Here is a 20,257-nt window from a genome sequence, read left to right on the forward strand (position 1 = left end):
CTTCTTTTAGTTTAATCGCAATTTCAACGTCAGCACTTCTTTCTGGAGCTTCGTCCGTTTCGTAATATTCGTTTTTAACATACTTCCCAGCTAATTCGCCCATCTCGGAAACGAATTTTCCTTGCATGTCTACAAGTGGGACTGGGTTTTCTTTTTCATCTAAAACCATCATTCCAGGAACGCCAGCTTCTTTGGCAACACGCGCATCATCCGCTCCAAAAGTTGGTGCAATATGAACAATACCTGTACCATCTGAAGTGGTAACAAATGCTCCTTCAATTACTCTAAAAGCTTCTTCTGGATTCTCATGAGGAAGCGTGTATGGCAATAATTGCTCGTACTTCATTCCTACTAAATCGGATCCTTTGAATTTCCCAACTACTTCAAAAGGGATTTTTTTATCTCCCGCAGTATAATCAGCCAAGTTCAATTCGCTGTTGTAGATTCCACTAAACCATTTTCCAACTAGATCGATAGCTACGAGAACTTTAACCGCTTCAAATGTGTACTGGTTAAAAGTTTTGATGACCACATACTCAATGTTTTTTCCAACGGCCAAAGCAGTGTTGGAAGGTAAGGTCCAAGGTGTGGTTGTCCAAGCTAAGAAATAAGCGTTCTCATCTGATTCAAAAAGCACTTCAGATTTATCATCGCGGATAATTTTAAACTGAGCGGCGATAGTTGTATCCGTTATATCCTTATAACATCCCGGTTGGTTTAGTTCGTGTGTACTTAATCCTGTTCCGGCAGCTGGGGAGTAAGGTTGAATCGTATATCCTTTATAGATGTATTCTTTGTTGTATAGCTTGCTTAACAAGTGCCAAACGGATTCGATGTATTTGGTTTCGTACGTAACGTATGGGTTTTCCATATCTACCCAGTAACCAATTTTACGGGTAAGGTCGTTCCAAACTTCGGTGTATTTCATTACCGCCTCAGAACACTTCTTATTGTAATCCGCAATCGAAATTTTCTTCCCAATGTCTTCTTTGGTAATGCCTAATTCTTTTTCTACACTTAACTCAACAGGTAAACCATGTGTGTCCCAACCTGCTTTCCTGTTTACTTGAAATCCTTTCAGTGTTTTATATCTGCAAAAAATATCTTTGATAGCACGAGCCATTACATGGTGGATTCCAGGCATACCGTTGGCTGAAGGAGGTCCTTCATAAAACACAAACGGTTCAGCTCCATCTCGATTAGCAATACTCTTATCGAACGTGTTTTCTGCTTCCCACTTATCCAACATTTCCTTTCCGATAGAAGGGAGATCGAGTGCTTTGTATTCCGTGTATTTTTTCAAAATCTTGATTTTATTAGCGCTAAATAAGCGGAGGCAAATATACCGCTAACAAGTAGTAAAGTCAATAAAACCAACAGAAAGGGCTATCGATTTAAGCGAATCGTTGAAGAATATGTTCCACCTGCTGTACATAGGCTCCACCAAATAGATTTACGTGCACCATAAGAGGGTATAAATTAGCAACATCTACTCTGTCTTCCCAAGACGACTCTAGAGGTAGAGTTGAGTTATAGCCATGATAGAATTCGGGGTCGAAACCTCCAAAGAGTTTGGTCATAGCAATATCCATTTCACGGTGACCATAATAAACTGCTGGGTCAATAATTATTGCTTTTCCACCCGAATCGGTCATGAAATTACCGCTCCAAAGGTCCCCGTGTAGTAAGGCTGGTTTATCAACAGGAAATAAGTCTTCAAGTTTATGAAAAAGGCGATCGAACATTTTGGAAAAGGATCTATCAATTTTATTATTGTCGCGAGCCAACCTCAGTTGTGATTCAATTCGCTCTTCAATAAAAAAAGAAACCCAGTCTCCATTTGTGTTATTTATCTGTTCTAATGATCCGATATAATTATTGTGATCTAATCCGAAGGATTCATTGGTATGTTGGTGCAATCGGGCTAAGCTCTCACCAAAGTGGTGCCAGAAGTTTACTTCTCTTTTCCCATTAGCTACAAATTCCATTAATAAAAACGTGATGTCACTATCTTCTCCTGCAATAATAACATTGGGTACGGAGAACACTTTTGTTTCTCTGAGTAAGCTTAACCCTTTTTCTTCGAGCTTAAACATTTCGGGAAATCGATTAGCTTGATTGGTTTTTAAGAAGAAAGTACCTGTACTTGTAATCAGTTTATAACAGCTATTAATACTTCCTCCCGATACAGAATGATGTTCGTATATTTTGGTTTCAGCACCTGTATGCTGATGAAGAATAATCTCTAAAAGAGGATATATTTTGGAGGGCATTGAGGTAAATTTCTTTTGAATCGAATGTACTTTAATTTTAATCTATAGACAATCGGTTGGAAATTGAAATGGCCCTTTGTCTGTTAAGGTAAACTTATTGAACGCCGTATGAATATATTTGCATCACGGAGTTACAATCTCCTATTAATTTATGAGTGTAATAGCATTGTATAAAGAGGTACGTCGAATTTTGAAAGGGATTCGCGTTAAGATTAATCGTGTTATTGTTCTTTTGTTTGCAAAGAGAAATAAGAGGATATTTTTGAGACCGATATCAACTGGTAACATTGAACACTATTATCATTTTATTCTAGATCTAGTTATTCCATTAAACTATATTATAAACAACACGACTTCGGATGTGGTGTTTGCGGTAAAAGATTTCGGAGAACTAACCAGCACCTTTGTGGAAATGTTCAAAGGGCGAGTACAGGTAATATCTAAGGATGGAAACCCAGACGGCAAGACGTTAAAATTAGTTGGGATGAACCCTAATGCTGTGAATATTGGAATATCCGAATTTCGATATTTTAGAAAGAGTTTCTTTGATAAATTGAACATAATAGAATGCTCAAAGCCAAAGAAGGTTTTACTAATTGAGAGGTTGCCTCCGAGCAATTACTTTTTGAACGAGGCCGATAATAAGGGAGCGGGAACATCGCGTCGATCAATATTAAACCATCAAGAACTATCTGATTCGATCCGAGCTATAGTTGGATCTTCATTTGAATTTGAGAATGTACAGCTGGAAAACATGTTGATTGAAGATGAAATTCGACTCTTTGATGAGGCGGTTTTGATTATTGCTCAACATGGAGCCGGTTTAGGAAATGTAGTTTGGATGCAGGACAATACGGTAGCCGTGGAATTTGGATTTGAATCGAGGCCCCATTTTAAAAGATTGTGTGAAGCCAAAGGAATCGGGTTCTATTCTCATCCATATGAAGAGAGTCATATTACAGTAGATTGCAACAAGTTTATAAACTGGTTACGAAGCAGTGAATTGACTCAGCAGTATTTCGGAAGATAATATTCCTAGAGAAGATCATAATTTATATTTTTGCTACTCGAGCAATCGGACCACGTAGATAGATTAGATGTGGGTACTTGTTACTCACACCTTCTCTTAAACCGTTAAGTATCGCCCAATAGCTGTGCGAGTTTTAAATGAAATAAGAATAATATGAAGGTTTTTTTATCAGGAGAGATCCATTCGAATTGGAGAGAAGAAATTTACGCGGCAGTGGAGGCATCAAATTTACCTTATACTTTGCTCCAACCAAATTGTGATCACGACAGTAGCGATGATGTTGGTGTATTTATATTAGGTGCAGAAGAAAACAACTTCTGGAAAGACAATAAAGCAGCAAAGATTAACAACATCCGAATACGAACAAATCTTAATGCATCCGATATTGTAATAGTAAAGTTTGGTGAAAAATATCGCCAATGGAATGCAGCTTTCGATGCCGGTTATGCTATTGCAAAAGGAAAGATTTTAATTGTTATTCACCCAGAAGAATTTACGCATGCTCTAAAAGAAGTAGATGCACAAGCTTCTGCCGTTTGCCATACCACAGAACAAGCAATTGCTATTTTGGAATACAATATTACTTCGGAGTTGTAGTAGTTTCTCATTTAGAATGATGAAATTTGAAGTAAGTAGAACGGGGGATTAGCTCAGTTGGCTAGAGCGCTTGCATGGCATGCAAGAGGTCATCGGTTCGACTCCGATATTCTCCACTCCAATGATAGAAGGGCTTTCATGTAAGTTGAAGGCCCTTTGTTTTGGTCTTGGTTTAAATATGGTTTAAACAAATTGTATAGAATAATCTTCTAATAGCTTTAGCTTCCAACCGCGAGGTTAATTGATCTTATTTATTTCAGATACTTTACTTTAGTATATAATGCAGATAAACGCAATTGCGTTTATCTCTGCTATTATGAGAGCATACAACTAGGTCATACCAAAAGCTTCGAGGGTCAAGTTTTCTATTGGGGTAATAGAATAAATGTTATGAAAAGACTGCTATTAATCATTCTTGTATACTGTTCCATTTCAAGTTCCCAGATCTCGGCATGTTCTTTTATCCCTGGGATGTTTTGTGATATTAACTTCAATGTCCCAGGATTTAATGTCATAGTTGGTGAAATAATATTAGTAGACAGCGATGGTATAGAAATTGAAATAATAGATGTTCTAAATGGAATGGAAGAAAGAGATACTATTAGAGTCTGGAATGGGACTGATCAAGATTGCAATGGGCCTATCAGCTACGCCTCATCAAATATTGGAAATAGTAATGATAAAGTAATCGTTTTTCTTGAGCTAATCGACAGTATAGAAAATAGTTGGGATATTATCGGAGATTACAGAAATCATTATAATACACAAGGAGAATATCCCCTTCAGATTTCTAATGACAGTATTACTGGATATATCAAAGGGTATGCTTCCCTTTTATCAGATGGGACTTATATAGGTGACGAAAACAAAAAAATTGCTTACAATGATTTTAAAGAACATTGGTCTAGTAATTCCAATTCATGTAATACGCTGGGATTGAAAGAGAGCAGAATCTCCAAAACAGATCTTATTTTTAATAACCCTATTCACAACTCACTCTATCTTAACTTTTCAGGAACCGCACAAAAAAGGAGTTTTGAAATTTACTCTAATGATGGTAAAAGACTAAAGAATTTAGAAAATGATTATTCAACTGTTGAAATTCGATTTGAGGAATTCCAATCAGGATTATATTTGATAAGAATAAGAGAAGAGCAAGGTAATCGAACCATCAAAGTTGTTAAGCAATAATATTACGCTCCATAACAAACTCTTAACAAAACTACTAAAATCAACTAAGCTGTTTTTAAAACACTTATGATCTCCATTTGCATATAAAACATCAAAGTCTTTTGATGACACATCAATACCAAGGTATTCTTTATCTTTATTCATAACTAAATTGTTTTAATAGGACGATTCTACTGCCTTTCCACTATACTAAAAACAGGCTCAAAAGGCCTAAAGAACTGATCGGAATATCGGTAGATGAACAGAGGGGACCATCATTGTTCACAAGTTTATTACACTCTAAACCTAAAGGGGTCTCGTTCCTCTGTTCTGCCCTGTTATTATTATATAAAAAAGAGAGAAACACTAACTTAGGAAACCTAAAGAACATGGCTACATTTTTTACATATTTTTTTAGGGTTAAGATCAGAGACGAATTTAGTAGATACTACCTTTATGTTCAGTTGCTTTTTATAGAATAACGATGAAAGGAAAGATTATCGGTATAGGTTTTGAAAAAACGGGCACAACTACTTTAGATATTGCCTTATCAAAACTTGGGTATAAGGTTCTTGGAGAAAGTCCAAAAGCGTTACTTCCTATTCTTAAAGGTGATTACGATAAGGTTCTAAGTATTATAAAAGATTATGATGCTTTAGAAGATAAGCCATGGTTTACCGTATATAGAGAGCTCGACAGGAGAATTCCCGGTTCTAAATTTATTCTGACAATTAGAGAGTCGGAATCTTGGTATAAAAGTGCGAGTAATCATTTTGGTGATTTGCCTAGTGCTTTTCACGAATGGATTTATGGACGTGGAAAAGGCATTTTAAAGGACAATAGAGATAATTCAATTGCTGTTTACGATACACATAACCAAGGTGTGATTGAGTATTTTAAAGAGAGACCAACCGATTTATTGGTTTTGGATTTTACGAAAGGAGATAAATGGGATAAGCTTTGTGCCTTCTTAGAAAGAGATATTCCAAAGATTCCGTTTCCACATCAGATGAGTGCAAAGACAAAGGGATCACCATCTGTTCGGGATAAAATGAGAGTAATGAGAAGAAGGATTAAAAACAATTTCAAGATTAAATATATCGACTGGATGGGATATTGGTAGATCTAGTCTTCTATCCATTCCGAATATTCGGAGGAAGGGTTTCGTGAACAAGTTGGCCATTCACCTTCAGGATATCCTAAATGAAATAACCCCAAACATTTATCCTTTTCACCTAAGCCTAAAAATTCTTTCATTTCTTCCGAGTAGGTTTTTCCTCCCGTTCCCCAATAACAACATATTCCATGTGCAGTTGCCGTAAGGTGCATGTTTTGTACCGCACATGCCACAGCTTCGATCTCTTCCATTTCTAGTATTTTTTCGGATTCTTGCCTACTCATACAGACTGCAATTAGAGCTGAAGACTTTATAGGTCTGCTTTTATATTGATCGTATTTTTTTGGATTAAAGAGTTCGGGCGAAACCGAATCTTTGTAGCATTGGGCATGAAAGTTTCCAAACCGTTCGAGTCCTTTATTGTAAAATATTTTTAAACGCCAAGGTTGTGTTAGTCCGTGCGTAGGAGCCCATTTTGCGCTTTCAACGATCTCCTCTAGTATTTTTTTATCAATGCGTTTGTCAGAAAACCTTTCGGGCTTTAAAGTTCTACGGTTACTTATAATCTCCCTTATAACCTCAAGTTGGCTCTCCATTTTATTTGGAAAGTTAATGAAATCGAATACTCTAATTATAATTGTACCAACCTAAGGTCTAGTTCCACTCGGATTAAATTTAACTCAAGATTAGAGCACTTATTTAACTCCCCTACTAATAATTCTTCTTGCTTTTTCATCCTATTTATAGATGCATTGTCCATCCCTAAGAGATGTAGGCTGTCAATGAATTCACTATCATCTAACTTTTTTAATAGTGCTTTAGCTATTTTTTGAATTTCTTCAAGACTTACTTTGCCATCGTTAAAATTTTGAGTCGTTGGTACATTTTTCAGCATAAGGAAATTTAATTTTTAGTGACAATCTTATTCTGTGAATCAATAGCGCTCATCGTATCAATATTCATTTGTAGTGTCGGATATTTGAATTCGATGGCAACTTATATAAAAAGAAATTGAATGGCAATACAGCTATTTATTGCAATTATCTTTATTGCACGGAGAGTGTGATGTGGTGGTCGATTCAGGAATAAAATAACTTGTTATCTACTTATTAACAATGAGTTACATCAGTATTTATTGTAAAGAGTAATTGTTACTTATCAAATTTATGTTGTCTTAGATAGTCGTGGTTCTTGTTATTTACATGAAGTACACATAATAAATATTACTTAGATGTAATGTAATAGGGTGTTGTTCTTGATATTTTGAATCAATTAGAAAATTATAGAGCCTCTAGTAGAGGTGTTCTTACCTGGATGGATAAAAATGGGCGCTTTGTAGATTTTGTTTATTTACAATTGCTTTATAGCGTATTAATTAATGATTATTGTCACTAACGAATCGTTTTTATTTATGATTAGTTAATTATCCGATAGGTTAGTTTATTTCTTAATACTTGTTATAAGTCTTATAAACAAAGGCTTATGTGGTAAAAGTGGTAAGTTATAATGGTTTTTAGAATTGAATGAGTATAAATATTACAGAAGTGTAATAATAAGTATAATATAATGATTGAATAGTGAAAAATGGGGACTAAAATAAGCAGTATAAAGACATATAATTTCTTTCATAGTCCGGAAATGAACTATAGAATAATAATAATGGATTTAAGCGATAGCGGTATAATTAGACACAACAACACTAATAGGTTAAACAGATAATAAATATATATAAAGCGATGAAATCTCAAACACAAATAGGACAACTTAAAGAAGCAATGGTCATAGATCAAAATGCTAGAACAAAGGCCAATAATGTGAAGCATTTATCAGGATCTAAATTTGTAGGGAAAATTTCGGTGAAAAGCGATCCCATTGATGCCTTGGACTATTTAGCTGAGCAAAGTAGAAATGGTAATATACTCCCTAGTTATGTAATAGCCAGTCTGGGTGCTGTTGGTGATGGAGTCGAGTTTCTGAAAGCATTTAATGCCATTAATTCGAATATGAATAACCGCTCTACTCTTATTAGATTAAAGCTATTATTCAGGTCTAGTAAAATTTACTAGGCAGCGCTAATCAAGCGGGCATTGTTGAATGAGATTCTTTTGATAGAAGACAATGAGACTACAAATTATTTAAATTCAAAGCTTATTGAAAAAATGAATATAGCTCACAATATCACTATTAAGAATAATGGTATGGAAGCAAGAGTTAGCAGAGCAAAATGAAACGGCACCGGATTTAATATTTTTATATATTAATATGCCTGTAATGAATGGTGTGGACTTTATAGAGAAGTTAAATCAGGAGCAGGTTGATGGCTCTTCGGTAGTATTACTCACCACCACTATTAAGCCTGAGCAGATTAACCGCTGTTTGAATCTTGGTGCTAAGTTGTATCTAAACAAAGTTTTAAATAGAGACAAAGTAAACCTTGCCGTAAAACTAGTTAGGAGGTTTAAAAAGGAAGGTTTTTCTAAAGCGAAAAATAGTAATGCAGGTGAAGGAAAATCTGGTCTTTTTGGAGCAGATTTAAATCGCAAACCGAAACGAGCCTTTAAGCAATAAATAATTTAGTTGTCCCAAAGATCAGTAGGGTAAACCTTATTACCAATTAGTTTATTTATGGAATCGATGGCAAGTTGTTTGTCTTCCTTATAAGTTACCCCAAACCATGTTTCTTCCGTTGGTAACACTTCCACTTTTGCTTGACCAGATTCAATTAGATCGGTTACAATATTAGGAATGTAATATTCTGCAGTAGGATTAGTCTTATTCTCTTCCATAAAGTTTCTCAAACCTTTTTCGATATGATCAAAAATACTAGGGTGAAACCCCCAATAGTTCATTGATACAAATGAATTACCATCAACGGAACCAGTTTCTTCTTCTCCAATTCCATAAGTTAATGTACCATCTTGGTCAGCTATCTTTGTTCTTTCAATAACCTCAATAAGGTGTTTGTTTTCATCCACGCTGCATACACCTCTATTTACAGTTCCATGTTCAGATAATGTATTTTTTAATATGTATCCAACAGAAGAATAAAGATTTTTGCTGCATTCGTTGTTTAAGAAACCGGCAAGGATCTTATATGAACCAGGACCATAAAAATCGTCGGCATTAATTACAGCAAAAGGTTCGTTAATGTCGTCTTTAGCTACTAAAACAGCATGTGAAGTACCCCACGGTTTTGTTCTTTCTCCAAGATCAATTCCTTCCATTTCTACATTTACCTCTTGAAACACATACCGTACATCAATCATGGTTGTGAATCTGTCGAAGATTCTTTTAAAGTCGTCATAGAATTCTTTCCGGATAACAAATACAATTTTTCCAAATCCAGATTGTATCGCGTCGTAAATAGAATATTCAATAATCGGTTCACCGTTTGGTCCAATACCATCAATTTGTTTAAGTCCTCCATATCTACTGCCCATTCCTGCAGCCAGAATTAATAAAGTTGGTTTCGCTCCCATTCTCATCTAGTTTTTTTTCACGTTCTCATCAGCAATATGACTGATGTCACCGTGAGTAAAGTTAATAATATAGCAATACGATATTCAGAACAACTAATACGTTGAAGTGAATGTTATTGTTCTGATTAGATCTCTTCTCACAAATTTTTATTTTTCATCTTCTGTTTTTAGCAACGGTTTGTCGAATGGAGTACCAAGTTAGGCCACCACCAATTATTGCCATTGCTAGAGTTAACTTAAATTTTCCCTCATTACCAAGTAGTATATATCCTGTTGAAAATAATACACCATAAACCATACAGCTTGATGAAACCCAACCTATCAATTGCCAAAGGATTGGTTGTTGTTCTGTGTTTTCAGCTTCAGCGCGAACAGGGCCCCATGATCCAGGTGGTGTTACTTTATTGTAAAATGTCAACAGGTGCTTTCGATCTACAGGAGATGTTAAGTAGGTTGTTACAAGCCAAGCAATGGTTGTAAATCCGACTGTGACAAGGAAAGTACCTTTGTTAGCGATAAATACATTACTCCCATCGGCAAGTTCAAAAGATGGTTCAATAAAAATCTTGCAAATAAAATAGGCAAATGCTGGAGCAATTGTCGCTGTAATTTCTGACCAAGCATTTATCCTCCACCAGAGCCATCTCAAGATTAGAACCAATCCTAATCCAGCTCCAAATTCCATTATTAATTCCCAAATTCCAGAAATAGATTCTACAATAAAGCTGATGCAAAATCCAACTATCATAATGAGTACACTAAAAATTCGTCCCCATTTTACATAATCTCTTTGTGCTATTTCTTCACTTTCATATTCGGAGGAAGGCTTAATAAATCGCGAAAAAAGGTCATTAACTAAAAAGCTGGATCCCCAATTTACTTGCGTGGAAATGGTACTCATGTAAGCAGCTAAAAATGCCGCCAATAGTAATCCAATTAATCCTGTTGGGAGATAATCTTTCATTGCAAAAACATAACCTAGACGCGGAGCGAAGGCAAAGTCCATGTTCTGTCTGAATTTAGGATCTTCTTCAAATCTTTTTGATAGAGATGGATAAAGGACTTCCATGTCTTTAGACACTAAACGTTTTGAGTTTCCAACTCCAGCTTCTAAAATTGCCTTCTTTTCTTCATTCGCCCACATTTCCGTTACCTCAGGATAAAGGTTAATTGCCTTCACTTTTTGGTCGTCCGAATTGATCGCCTCATGAAAAAACTGCGCTTTTATTATTGTGGAATCATTTGGGAAATTAATCTGTGGCGAATAAAGGAATACCGCACATATAGCAACGATTATCCAAGGCCACGGACGCAAACAAAAATGACAGACTTGAAAAAGCAATGTGGCCTTAAATGAGTGTTCTTCATCCTTGGTACTTAACATACGTTGTGCGACGTAACCTCCGCCTCCCGGTTCTCCACCTGGGTACCATGATGCCCACCATTGTATACACATAAAAGCTAAAAATCCACCAATGGTTAATGAGTAACCCACAAAGCTGTTTGTGGCTTCTTTTTCAGGAGCTGCTTGAGATGGTAAAAGAGAGAAAAAGTCATCACCCATTATGGTTTTCATTTCTTCAATACTTCCTACTTCTGGTGAATTAACTACATAAAATGCTAGGACAACGCAACCAATTATTGCGACTGTAAATTGAATAACATCTGTAATTGCTACTCCTAATAATCCAGATAAGGCAGAATAAAAGGAAGCTACTAGCATCAATAAACCGGTGTAGCAAATAGCTTCGATCTGACTTATCTCGAAGAATACCATAATGATGGTGGCCATGGCAATGTTTACCCAGGCGATAATCATGCAATTCATCACTACGCCTAAATAGATAGATTTAAAGCCTCTTAAAAACGCAGCCGTTTTCCCTGAATATCGAAATTCGATTAACTCTAATTCCGTAACAACTCCTGATCTACGCCAAAGTCGTGAGAATAAAAATGTGGTTAATAGGCCTCCGGTAACCATATTCCACCACAACCAATTACCAGAAATGCCTTTGGTTGCCGTAATTTCTGTTACGGCAAGGGGAGTGTCGGCGGCAAATGTTGTGGCCACCATAGATAGTCCGGCTATATACCAAGGAAGATTTCTCCCGCCTAGAAAAAAGTCGGCCACACTACCGCTGGCTTTCTTTTGATAACGAAGCCCTATCCAAAGAAAGAGAAGCATAAAGCCAGCTACTATGGCCCAGTCAATCCATTGCAAATTCATAGAACGAAAATAGGAAGATATTAATCTGTTAATGGAAGATTAATCTAGAGTTCTTGACACACGTTTGTTCACTACCAACCTCTATAAGATGGAGGTTTAATATTGTTTAATCGAAGGTAGATTAGAAGCTGTGCGCGATGGTGAGTTATATGATCATTAATAAGCACAAACATTTTACGCTTAGATTTTTCTCCTGCGAAGAAATCTACTTTCTCGTTTAAATGAGATTCATTGAATGCTTTAGTTATTTTTAAAACATAATCGAATGCTATAGATAGTTCATCTTTGATTTGCTGTTTGTTCATTTTTTTGAGACTAGAACCTTCAATCTCTTTTTGTTCTTTGGAGAGGTATGAGCTACTTAGCCACAGCATGTTTTCGATGAGGTGTTCAAATTGTTTTCGAACCGTTCTTATCTCTTCTGTTGCTTTATAATCCAATTTACCTTCTGGGAATAGTTCCAATACTTCCAGGGAGTAATCTTTCGAGTTAGAGATCTTTTCTTCAAACTCCTCTAGAAATGATTGTGACCAACAATTCAAAGAAAAAAGCAAAAGAATTATTGTAGATAGTTGTTTTATTAGAAGACCAGCTTGTACAATACTACTGGTAAAAATCCTCTTTGGTAAACAGTTGTTATACGCTGATTTCTTACGTTATATCCATATTCAAATACGTTTTTCTGATTGGTTAAATTTTGTAAATCAATAGCAATTGCGTGTGAAAGTCTTTCTTTATTTATCTGAAATGTTATTTTAAAATCACTTCTGAAATATGGGTTGTGTCTTTGAGTGTATGCTTGATCTAAGTATTCGATTTGACGAGAATTATCTATAGAAGCTTCAATATCAATAGGCGTGTATCTTTTTCCGCCGGCATAAGTCATTCTTATATTGAACGATAGGCTGGATTTGTTTTTAAAGGTAAATTCTTTTCCGGCTAGTCCGTTTAATACATATGTGCCATTAAAAGCAGTATTCCTTTCAACCTTATCAAATCCTTTATATTTTGATTCAAACAAAGAGTAAGTAACTAGATAGTATAAACCATTGCTCAAGAACTTCTCTAGTGTGAGTTCTAGGCCGTAATTTTTACCTGTTCCACTATTTACATAACCGGTCCCTGATGGAAGTGCAAATCCAGCACCTTCGTTAACCATAGATCTTGTTGGATTATTTGGATCTACAGGTATGTTGTATAAATGTTGATAATACAATTCTGTTTTAAGACGTACATTTTTCCCAATAAAATAATCGTGACTTATAACAGCGTGTATAGCCTTTGTAAAATCTAAAGATTTATTGGGAAGCGAAACTTCATTCGTAGAATCGTTGGCTAGCTCGTTAAAGTAAATCGGAATGGGTTGGTTTTGGCTGTGCATAGCACATCCTAAACCCAACGTATGTTTTTTATTTGCTCTTATTTTTAGGCCAAGCCTTGGTTCTAGGGCATTTGCTTTGGAAAGCATAAAGTGTTGAGAATGGAGTCCTGAATTAAGAGTAATCTTATTGCTGAATTTGTGTTGCCAGGATATATAACTCTGGAGTAGAAATCCATTCCCCTTATTATTGGCAATTATTCTATAGTAATCTACCATTCCAAGTATAGGATCAACGTAATGAACATATGCGCTGTCCTTAATATCTAGTATGTATTGATCTCCAATTATCCCTGTTGTAAGGGTATTCTTTGCATTAAATTTTTTATTGATTTTGTAATTGATGGAGTATTTAGTTTGAGATCGATCGAACCCATATAGGTTAACCCTTTCATCTTGAAGAGATAAAGTATCCACTTTGCCTTTTGTTCCAGTGTTTGAGGCAGCCAATACTAATTTTGAGAACGTGCTTTTATTGAAGAAATAGGTATGTGATAGTCCAACAACACCAGTGTTTGAAGCAAAGACTGTATTCTCGTTGTTGTCTGCATAAAGGTTTGTTGTATCAATTTCCGCGCTTGGCTTAAATTCGATGTTGCTTGTTCCTCCTAAACCCCAAAGTGTAAATCTTCCGGCTTTTTTAGTAGGTACATTTACTTTGAATGTGATGTCTTGATATTCAGGAACGGCCGAACCGACTCCTAGATCGATGCCTACATAATCGAATAGTTGCAGAGTAGAATAGCGAAGATTGAAAATATAAGAGGCTTTTCCTCCCTTCTTGAAAGGGCCTTCTCCTCCAAACTCCAGTCCGTTGAATCCCATCTGCACAACATATTCTCGTTTGTCTCTATTGCCATTTCTCATTTCTAAATCGAATACGCCAGAAGTTGCGTTACCATAATCAGCGCTCCATGCACTAGTCATGAAATCAGAATTTGAGAGGTTATTAATATTCAACATGCTTACAGCTCCACCAGTATTTCCAAGGGTCGAAAAATGGTTTGGGCTAGGAATATCGATTCCCTCCATTCTCCATAAAACACCTAAAGGCGAGTTGCCTCGAATAATGATGTCATTTTTGTCGTCACTTCCAGATGCAACACCAGCGAAGTTTTGCGCCATTCGAGCGGGGTCTTGTAGTGAACCTGCATATCTACCGGCCTCTTCAACCGAAAATGTTCGAGTACTTACTGTGGCAAGTTTGTTTTTAGTTTCTCGCTTATCTATATCTGCTTTTATAACTACTTCATTGAGAGAATTAACTTCTTCAACTAATTGAACATTAATATTGAACTCTTTTCCAGAAACTAGTAATAGGTTAGAGAGAACAATTTTTTCATACCCAATAAAACTCGCTTCTATTGTAGTTCTTCCTACATCAACATTATCAATTCTAAAATACCCATCAATATCAGTTACCGTTCCTATAAGAGGATCGGAAGCTGAAATAATTACCTGTACTCCTGGAATAGGATAATGAGACTGTTTATCTATTACTGTTCCTGTAATTGATTGTGTAAGTTGTCCAAAGCTGTTTAGCGCTAGGAATGATACAAGTAGAAGTGAAATGAGATGCCTTATCATAGATTGGATTTTACGCCATTAATACTCTAAAATAACGATAAATAAGGTACGATTAAATAGGTGTTTTTTAAGTCTCATAATTGCAAATAGTTAAGATTGCATTCTTTCAGAAGAGGTAGCTTTATAACACGCTGTAACGAAATATATCTAATTAATAACCAGAAAAATGTCTGTTGATGATAACACTCTTGTTATGGAATTTTATTAGTATTTTTGCTACCCTTTTTTTAAGGGGTAAAGTAGCGTCAATAGGCGTTTTAATTAAATAAAAGATTATTATGTGCGGTATACTTGCCATCATTGGTAAAACAGATCCTGAATTAGCTAGAGAAATTTCTAGCAGGATGAACCACAGAGGTCCAGATGAACGGGATATTTATGTTCAAGAGAACGGATCTTTACTTTCTCATGAGAGACTTTCTATCATCGACTTAAAAACGGGTAAGCAACCAATCCAGGGAACAGATACTGCATGGGTTGTTCATAATGGAGAGATATATAATCATCAAGAATTAAGAGACGGTGAATTATCACACAAAACATTTAGAACTACTTGCGATAGTGAGGTAATTGTTCATTTATACGAAGAGTATGGATACGATTTCTGTAACAAGCTTGGTGGAGTTTTTGCTTTCGTTGTTTTAGACGGGGATAAATTTATTGCTGGTAGAGATCCAATCGGTGTTAAGCCATTATACTATGGTAAAGATACTAACGGAGCAATGTTCTTTGCATCTGAAATGAAAGTTATTGCTGACCAATGTGTAGAATTCGAGGCATTTCCTCCGGGACACTATTACACAAAAGAGGATGGATTAGTAAAGTACTTCAATCCAACTTGGTTAGATCATAAAGTTTGTACCAACGATCTTAATTTAGATTTGATAAGGGACACATTGATCAAAGCAACTGAAGATAGATTGATGACAGATGTACCTTTAGGTGTACTTCTTTCAGGAGGTTTAGATTCTAGTTTAACATCAGCAATTGCAAAAAGAGCGATGGATAAAACGGGAACAGAATTACATTCTTTTTCAGTTGGACTTAATGCGGATGCTCCAGATTTAATTGCAGCCAGAGAAGTAGCGGCTCACATCAAGACAACGCATCACGAAGTTTATTTTTCTGTAGCGGAAGGGATCAAAATTTTGGATAAGCTTATCTGGCATGCTGAAACTTATGATGTAACAAGTATTAGAGCAAGTACACCGATGTACTTCTTATCTAAAGCTATCGCTGATTTAGGAATTAAAGTTGTGTTAAGCGGTGAAGGTGCTGACGAAATTTACGGAGGTTACTTGTACTTCAACAATGCACCTAGCTTAGAAGAATTCCAAAAAGAAACGATTGATAGAGTAGGACGATTATCTACTGCAGATTGTTTGAGAGCTGATAAGTCTACAATGGCTCATGGCATTGAAGCGAGAGTTCCATTTTTAGATAAAAATTTCTTAGAGGTTTCTATGCTACTAGATCCAAAGCATAAACAAGGAAACAGAGATAAAGGAATCATCGAGAAGAAACCAATCAGAATGGCTTTTGATGATAAAGAAAATCCGTTTCTCCCACAAAGAATTCTTTGGAGACAAAAAGAGCAATTCTCGGATGGAGTTGGTTACAATTGGATTGATGAGTTAATTGCTCATGCAGAATCACAAGTTAGTGATGACGATTTTGCAACTGCATCTACTCGGTTTCCTCATAATACACCAATGACTAAGGAAGCGTTTTATTACCGTACTATTTTCGAAAAACATTATCCGCAAGAATCAGCAATTAAAACTGTATTGCAGTGGATACCAAAATGGCAAGTTAATCTTGATCCTTCAGGTAGAGCGAATAATGAGCACGTTAAAACGTACGAAGGAGACAACGTTAGCTCGTAATAATCGAATCTTAAAGGCCTCTTTTTAGAGGCTTTTTTTGTTAGTATACTATTCATAACTATCGATATCGGAAACCTTTTTTCCGACAGATAAAAGACTTAAATTTGCCTGACTATGGAGTTCACTTCTAATTCGTACAACAAATGAGTGATCAAATCAAACATGAGTGCGGCATTGCATTTATCAGATTACTCCATCCACTAGATTATTATATTAAAAAATACGGCACTCCATTGTATGGCTTAAACAAGCTGCACTTAATGATGGAGAAGCAACATAACCGAGGTCAGGATGGGGCTGGAGTTGCTAGTATTAAAATCGATAGTACACCTGGTACCAGATATATCAACAGAAGAAGATCGAATTCGTCAACTCCAATTAAGGATGTATTTAATCCGATTAATGAGAAGTTTGCTGCAATTCTAGAGGAGAACCCAGAGAAGCTTACCGATGGTAAGTGGCTCAAAGAGAATATTTCTTTTATGGGAGAGCTTCTTTTAGGACACCTTCGTTATGGAACTTTTGGAAATAATAATATTGAATATTGTCATCCATTTTTAAGACAGAATAACTGGAAAACGAGAAACCTTGTTTTGGCAGGTAACTTCAATCTTACGAATGTAGATGAGCTTTTTGAGCAGTTGATTGAACTTGGTCAGCACCCCAAAGAGAAATCAGATACGGTTACAGTAATAGAAAAGATTGGTCATTTCTTGGATGAGGAAAATGAAAAATTATTCAAGAAGTTTAAAGATGGTGGATTATCTAATCAAGATATTTCTCCGTTAATTGGAGAGAACTTAGATATTCAAAAGATACTTGAAGAGTCGTCTAAGAAATGGGATGGTGGCTATGTGATGTGCGGTATGATTGGACATGGTGATGCATTCGTTTTAAGAGATCCAAGTGGTATTAGACCAGCATATTATTACCAAGATGATGAGGTAGTAGTGGTGGCATCTGAAAGACCGGCTATCCAAACTTCGTTTAATGTTGATATTGACAAGATCAAAGAGGTTGAGCCAGGTACAGCATTAGTTGTTACAAAAGCAGGAAAGGTTGAGGTGAAGAGAGTGTTAGAAGCTTGCGAAAAGAAGGCTTGCTCTTTTGAAAGAATCTACTTCTCAAGGGGTAATGACAAAGACATCTATCAAGAACGAAAAGAGTTGGGACGATTACTTTGTCCAGCTATATTTGAAGCTGTTGATTTTGATTTAAGAAGAACCGTTTTCTCTTTTATTCCGAACACAGCAGAGACTGCCTTTTACGGAATGGTTGATGGAGTAAATGAATATCTCAACGAAGTTAAGAAGAGAAAGATATTGGAATTGGGTGCAAATCCGGATCCTGATAAGTTGGAAGACATTCTCTCTATCAAACCGAATATCGAAAAGATCGCAATTAAAGATGTAAAGATCCGGACGTTTATTACAAGCGACGAAGCGCGTGACGACATGGTTGCCCATGTGTATGACATCACTTATGGAACGATTACAGACAAGATAGATAACCTTGTGATTATTGATGATTCAATTGTTAGAGGCACAACTTTAAAGCAAAGTATTATTAAGATCTTAGATCGATTGTCTCCAAAGAAAATAGTTATTGTTTCTTCTGCTCCGCAAATTAGATACCCAGATTGTTATGGTATCGACATGGCCAAGTTGGGAGACTTTATTGCATTTAGAGCGGCTGTTGCATTGTTAAAAGATACCTTGCAAGAGAATATCATGGACGATGCTTATGAGAAGTGTAAAGCTCAAGAAGGATATGCTTCTGAAGATTATGTAAACTATGTAAAAGAGATTTATCGTCCGTTTACTAGTGAGCAAATATCTGAAAAGATAAGCGAGTTATTAGTGGATGATACAGTTAACGCTGAGGTTGAGATTATTTTCCAAACATTAGAAGGGTTGCACGGTGCTTGTCCTGATCATACTGGGGATTGGTATTTCTCTGGAGATTATCCAACTCCTGGAGGTAACAAAGTTGTTTCAAGAGCTTTCATAAATTTTATGGAAGGGAAGAATGTAAGGGCTTATTAATTTTGAGAAAGATCCTGAAACAAGTTCAGGAATGAATAGCTCTAAATTTAATTAAGCTTTCTTCTTCTTGTAAAGAGGCACGGTAGAACATGCTTCTCCATACATTATACTTGCAGCAATAGGTCTAAGTTTTTCAACTATAGCCACATATGCAGAATCAGGAACTGGTAGTTGGCCACAACCCTTTATAACCAATTTAGCGTCCTGGTATTTGTCTACATTCATCTTTTTGATAATATCTTGAAACAAGTTCGATTCTAAATTTTCAAGAGTACCGAGAACAACTTTTTTTGCAAAAGGCTCAATAGCTTGAGTCAATAGCATGTAAGCCCAAACGGGGATTATCGCATCAACCGAACAGCTTAAGGCAATATATTTATCTTGGTAAATAGACCAGTCGGTGTCTTTGATGAATTGTCTGAAATCTTTTTCCTTAAGAGCAAATCCTTTGAATAGCTGGTCTTTAATATCGACCAAAATACGTTCTCCTTCTGGATAATAATCTTCCAGATAAATAGTAACTAAACTACTCTGCGCAACTTTATTTTTGATTTCTTCCGACATTTTACATAAAGCCCATTTCGTATTTAGCTTCCTCGCTCATCATGTCTTGCGTCCAAGGAGGATCAAATACAATTTCAACTTTTGTTGATTCGATACCTTCAATACCTGTTACTTTCGACTCAACTTCTGCAGGCATACTTTCAGCTGCCGGGCAGTTTGGAGATGTTAGTGTCATGATAATAACTACATTTCCATCATCGGCGATTCTAACCTCATAGATTAATCCGAGTTCGTATATATCCACTGGGATCTCGGGATCGAATACGGTTTTAATAATCTCTATGATCGTTGCTTCTAATGCTTTTTTATCCATAATTATTGTTTTGATGAATATGCTAACGCATGTAATTTCATTTGTTTTATCATTGCCAAAAGTCCGTTTGAACGAGTAGGAGACAGGTGTTCTGCCAATCCAATTTCGTTAATAAAATCCATTTTGGCGGCAACTATTTCTGAAGCTTTATGATCCGATAATACTCGAACCATAATAGCAACTAATCCTTTTGTAATGATCGCATCGCTATCCGCCTCGAAATGGATGCAACCGTCTTTTTCTGTTGTATGTAACCACACTTGAGACTGACATCCTTTCACAATGTTGTCTGCGTTCTTATGCTCTTCAGCTAATTCAGATAACTCCTTACCAAGGTTAATGATGTGCTCGTATTTATCCATCCAGTCATCGAACATACCAAACTCCTCTACTATCTCTTTCTGTAATTCTTCTATTGTCATAATAGACTTAAGCAAACATTTTTATTACTCTCTTCAATCCTTCAACCAGTACTTCTATTTCTTCTTTTGTGTTGTAGAACGCAAAGGAAGCTCTAACAGTTCCCGGTATACCATATCGTGCCATCAAGGGCTCTGTACAGTGGTGTCCTGTTCTAACAGCGATTCCTAA

Annotated in this window: 20 protein-coding genes and 1 tRNA gene; 9 read left to right on the forward strand and 12 right to left on the reverse strand. The window is 36.1% G+C overall.

What is annotated here, in order from left to right; translation table 11 throughout:
- Together HRT72_06220 and HRT72_06225 are read right to left on the reverse strand one after the other, a co-directional pair.
- Positions 1 to 1,306 (reverse strand): class I tRNA ligase family protein (locus tag HRT72_06220; GenBank protein ID NQY67303.1); only part of this gene is annotated, 1,306 nt, incomplete at its 3' end.
- A gap of 88 nt (positions 1,307 to 1,394) precedes the next feature.
- A complete protein-coding gene (locus tag HRT72_06225; GenBank protein ID NQY67304.1) occupies positions 1,395 to 2,273 on the reverse strand; it encodes a fructosamine kinase family protein in 879 nt (292 codons plus the stop codon).
- A 262-nt stretch (positions 2,274 to 2,535) separates the two neighbouring features.
- Between HRT72_06225 and HRT72_06230 the strand changes: the two genes are divergently transcribed.
- The 5 genes from HRT72_06230 (at position 2,536) to HRT72_06250 (ending at position 6,193) form a co-directional block, all read left to right on the forward strand.
- Positions 2,536 to 3,303 carry a glycosyltransferase family 61 protein gene (locus HRT72_06230; GenBank protein ID NQY67305.1) on the forward strand — a complete coding sequence of 256 codons (768 nt, stop codon included), beginning with the start codon at positions 2,536 to 2,538 and terminating at the stop codon, positions 3,301 to 3,303.
- A gap of 153 nt (positions 3,304 to 3,456) precedes the next feature.
- Positions 3,457 to 3,900 (forward strand): YtoQ family protein, encoded by a 444-nt coding sequence (locus HRT72_06235; protein NQY67306.1) that lies wholly within the window; start codon positions 3,457 to 3,459, stop codon positions 3,898 to 3,900.
- Positions 3,901 to 3,942: 42 nt separating this feature from the next.
- Positions 3,943 to 4,016: transfer RNA gene (locus tag HRT72_06240), tRNA-Ala, on the forward strand.
- Between the two features lie 274 nt (positions 4,017 to 4,290).
- On the forward strand, positions 4,291 to 5,091 hold the full coding sequence (locus HRT72_06245) for a T9SS type A sorting domain-containing protein (GenBank protein ID NQY67307.1): 801 nt from the start codon (positions 4,291 to 4,293) through the stop codon (positions 5,089 to 5,091).
- 463 nt (positions 5,092 to 5,554) lie between these two features.
- Positions 5,555 to 6,193, forward strand: coding sequence for a hypothetical protein (locus HRT72_06250; protein ID NQY67308.1), 639 nt, complete (start codon positions 5,555 to 5,557; stop codon positions 6,191 to 6,193).
- A 2-nt stretch (positions 6,194 to 6,195) separates the two neighbouring features.
- Here HRT72_06250 and HRT72_06255 read toward each other — a convergent pair whose 3' ends face one another.
- Together HRT72_06255 and HRT72_06260 are read right to left on the reverse strand one after the other, a co-directional pair.
- Positions 6,196 to 6,783, reverse strand: a complete 588-nt coding sequence (locus HRT72_06255) for a nitroreductase (GenBank protein NQY67309.1) — start codon at positions 6,781 to 6,783, stop codon at positions 6,196 to 6,198.
- Positions 6,784 to 6,818: 35 nt separating this feature from the next.
- Positions 6,819 to 7,082, reverse strand: a complete 264-nt coding sequence (locus HRT72_06260) for a hypothetical protein (protein ID NQY67310.1) — start codon at positions 7,080 to 7,082, stop codon at positions 6,819 to 6,821.
- 841 nt (positions 7,083 to 7,923) lie between these two features.
- Here HRT72_06260 and HRT72_06265 point away from each other — a divergent pair.
- Entirely contained in the window at positions 7,924 to 8,253 is a 330-nt protein-coding gene (locus tag HRT72_06265; GenBank protein NQY67311.1) for a hypothetical protein, read from the forward strand.
- Positions 8,254 to 8,380: 127 nt separating this feature from the next.
- Positions 8,381 to 8,755, forward strand: coding sequence for a response regulator (locus HRT72_06270; GenBank protein ID NQY67312.1), 375 nt, complete (start codon positions 8,381 to 8,383; stop codon positions 8,753 to 8,755).
- A 5-nt stretch (positions 8,756 to 8,760) separates the two neighbouring features.
- Here HRT72_06270 and HRT72_06275 read toward each other — a convergent pair whose 3' ends face one another.
- The 4 genes from HRT72_06275 to HRT72_06290 form a co-directional block, all read right to left on the reverse strand.
- Complete coding sequence (locus tag HRT72_06275; GenBank protein ID NQY67313.1) at positions 8,761 to 9,666, reverse strand: nucleotidyltransferase; 906 nt, start codon at positions 9,664 to 9,666, stop codon at positions 8,761 to 8,763.
- 154 nt (positions 9,667 to 9,820) lie between these two features.
- The gene (locus HRT72_06280) at positions 9,821 to 11,893 is read right to left on the reverse strand and encodes a Na+:solute symporter (protein ID NQY67314.1); all 2,073 of its coding nucleotides are present in this window, start codon (positions 11,891 to 11,893) and stop codon (positions 9,821 to 9,823) included.
- 71 nt (positions 11,894 to 11,964) lie between these two features.
- A complete protein-coding gene (locus tag HRT72_06285; protein NQY67315.1) occupies positions 11,965 to 12,447 on the reverse strand; it encodes a DinB family protein in 483 nt (160 codons plus the stop codon).
- Between the two features lie 26 nt (positions 12,448 to 12,473).
- A complete protein-coding gene (locus HRT72_06290) occupies positions 12,474 to 14,858 on the reverse strand; it encodes a TonB-dependent receptor (protein NQY67316.1) in 2,385 nt (794 codons plus the stop codon).
- 278 nt (positions 14,859 to 15,136) lie between these two features.
- On the opposite strand from HRT72_06290, the gene asnB reads away from it, so the two are divergent.
- Positions 15,137 to 16,744, forward strand: a complete 1,608-nt coding sequence (gene asnB / locus HRT72_06295; GenBank protein NQY67317.1) for an asparagine synthase B — start codon at positions 15,137 to 15,139, stop codon at positions 16,742 to 16,744.
- Between the two features lie 143 nt (positions 16,745 to 16,887).
- A complete protein-coding gene (locus tag HRT72_06300; protein NQY67318.1) occupies positions 16,888 to 18,789 on the forward strand; it encodes an amidophosphoribosyltransferase in 1,902 nt (633 codons plus the stop codon).
- 51 nt (positions 18,790 to 18,840) lie between these two features.
- On the opposite strand, the gene HRT72_06305 is transcribed toward HRT72_06300, so the two are convergent.
- From HRT72_06305 to HRT72_06320, 4 genes are all read right to left on the reverse strand, one after another.
- On the reverse strand, positions 18,841 to 19,353 hold the full coding sequence (locus HRT72_06305) for a DUF2480 family protein (GenBank protein ID NQY67319.1): 513 nt from the start codon (positions 19,351 to 19,353) through the stop codon (positions 18,841 to 18,843).
- A gap of 1 nt (position 19,354) precedes the next feature.
- Positions 19,355 to 19,666 (reverse strand): SUF system Fe-S cluster assembly protein, encoded by a 312-nt coding sequence (locus HRT72_06310; protein ID NQY67320.1) that lies wholly within the window; start codon positions 19,664 to 19,666, stop codon positions 19,355 to 19,357.
- Positions 19,667 to 19,668: 2 nt separating this feature from the next.
- Entirely contained in the window at positions 19,669 to 20,088 is a 420-nt protein-coding gene (locus tag HRT72_06315) for a SufE family protein (protein NQY67321.1), read from the reverse strand.
- Between the two features lie 7 nt (positions 20,089 to 20,095).
- A partial coding sequence (locus HRT72_06320; GenBank protein NQY67322.1) for an aminotransferase class V-fold PLP-dependent enzyme occupies positions 20,096 to 20,257 on the reverse strand: 162 nt, incomplete at its 5' end.

Source organism: Flavobacteriales bacterium, assembly GCA_013214975.1.
Lineage (GTDB): Bacteria > Bacteroidota > Bacteroidia > DT-38 > DT-38 > DT-38.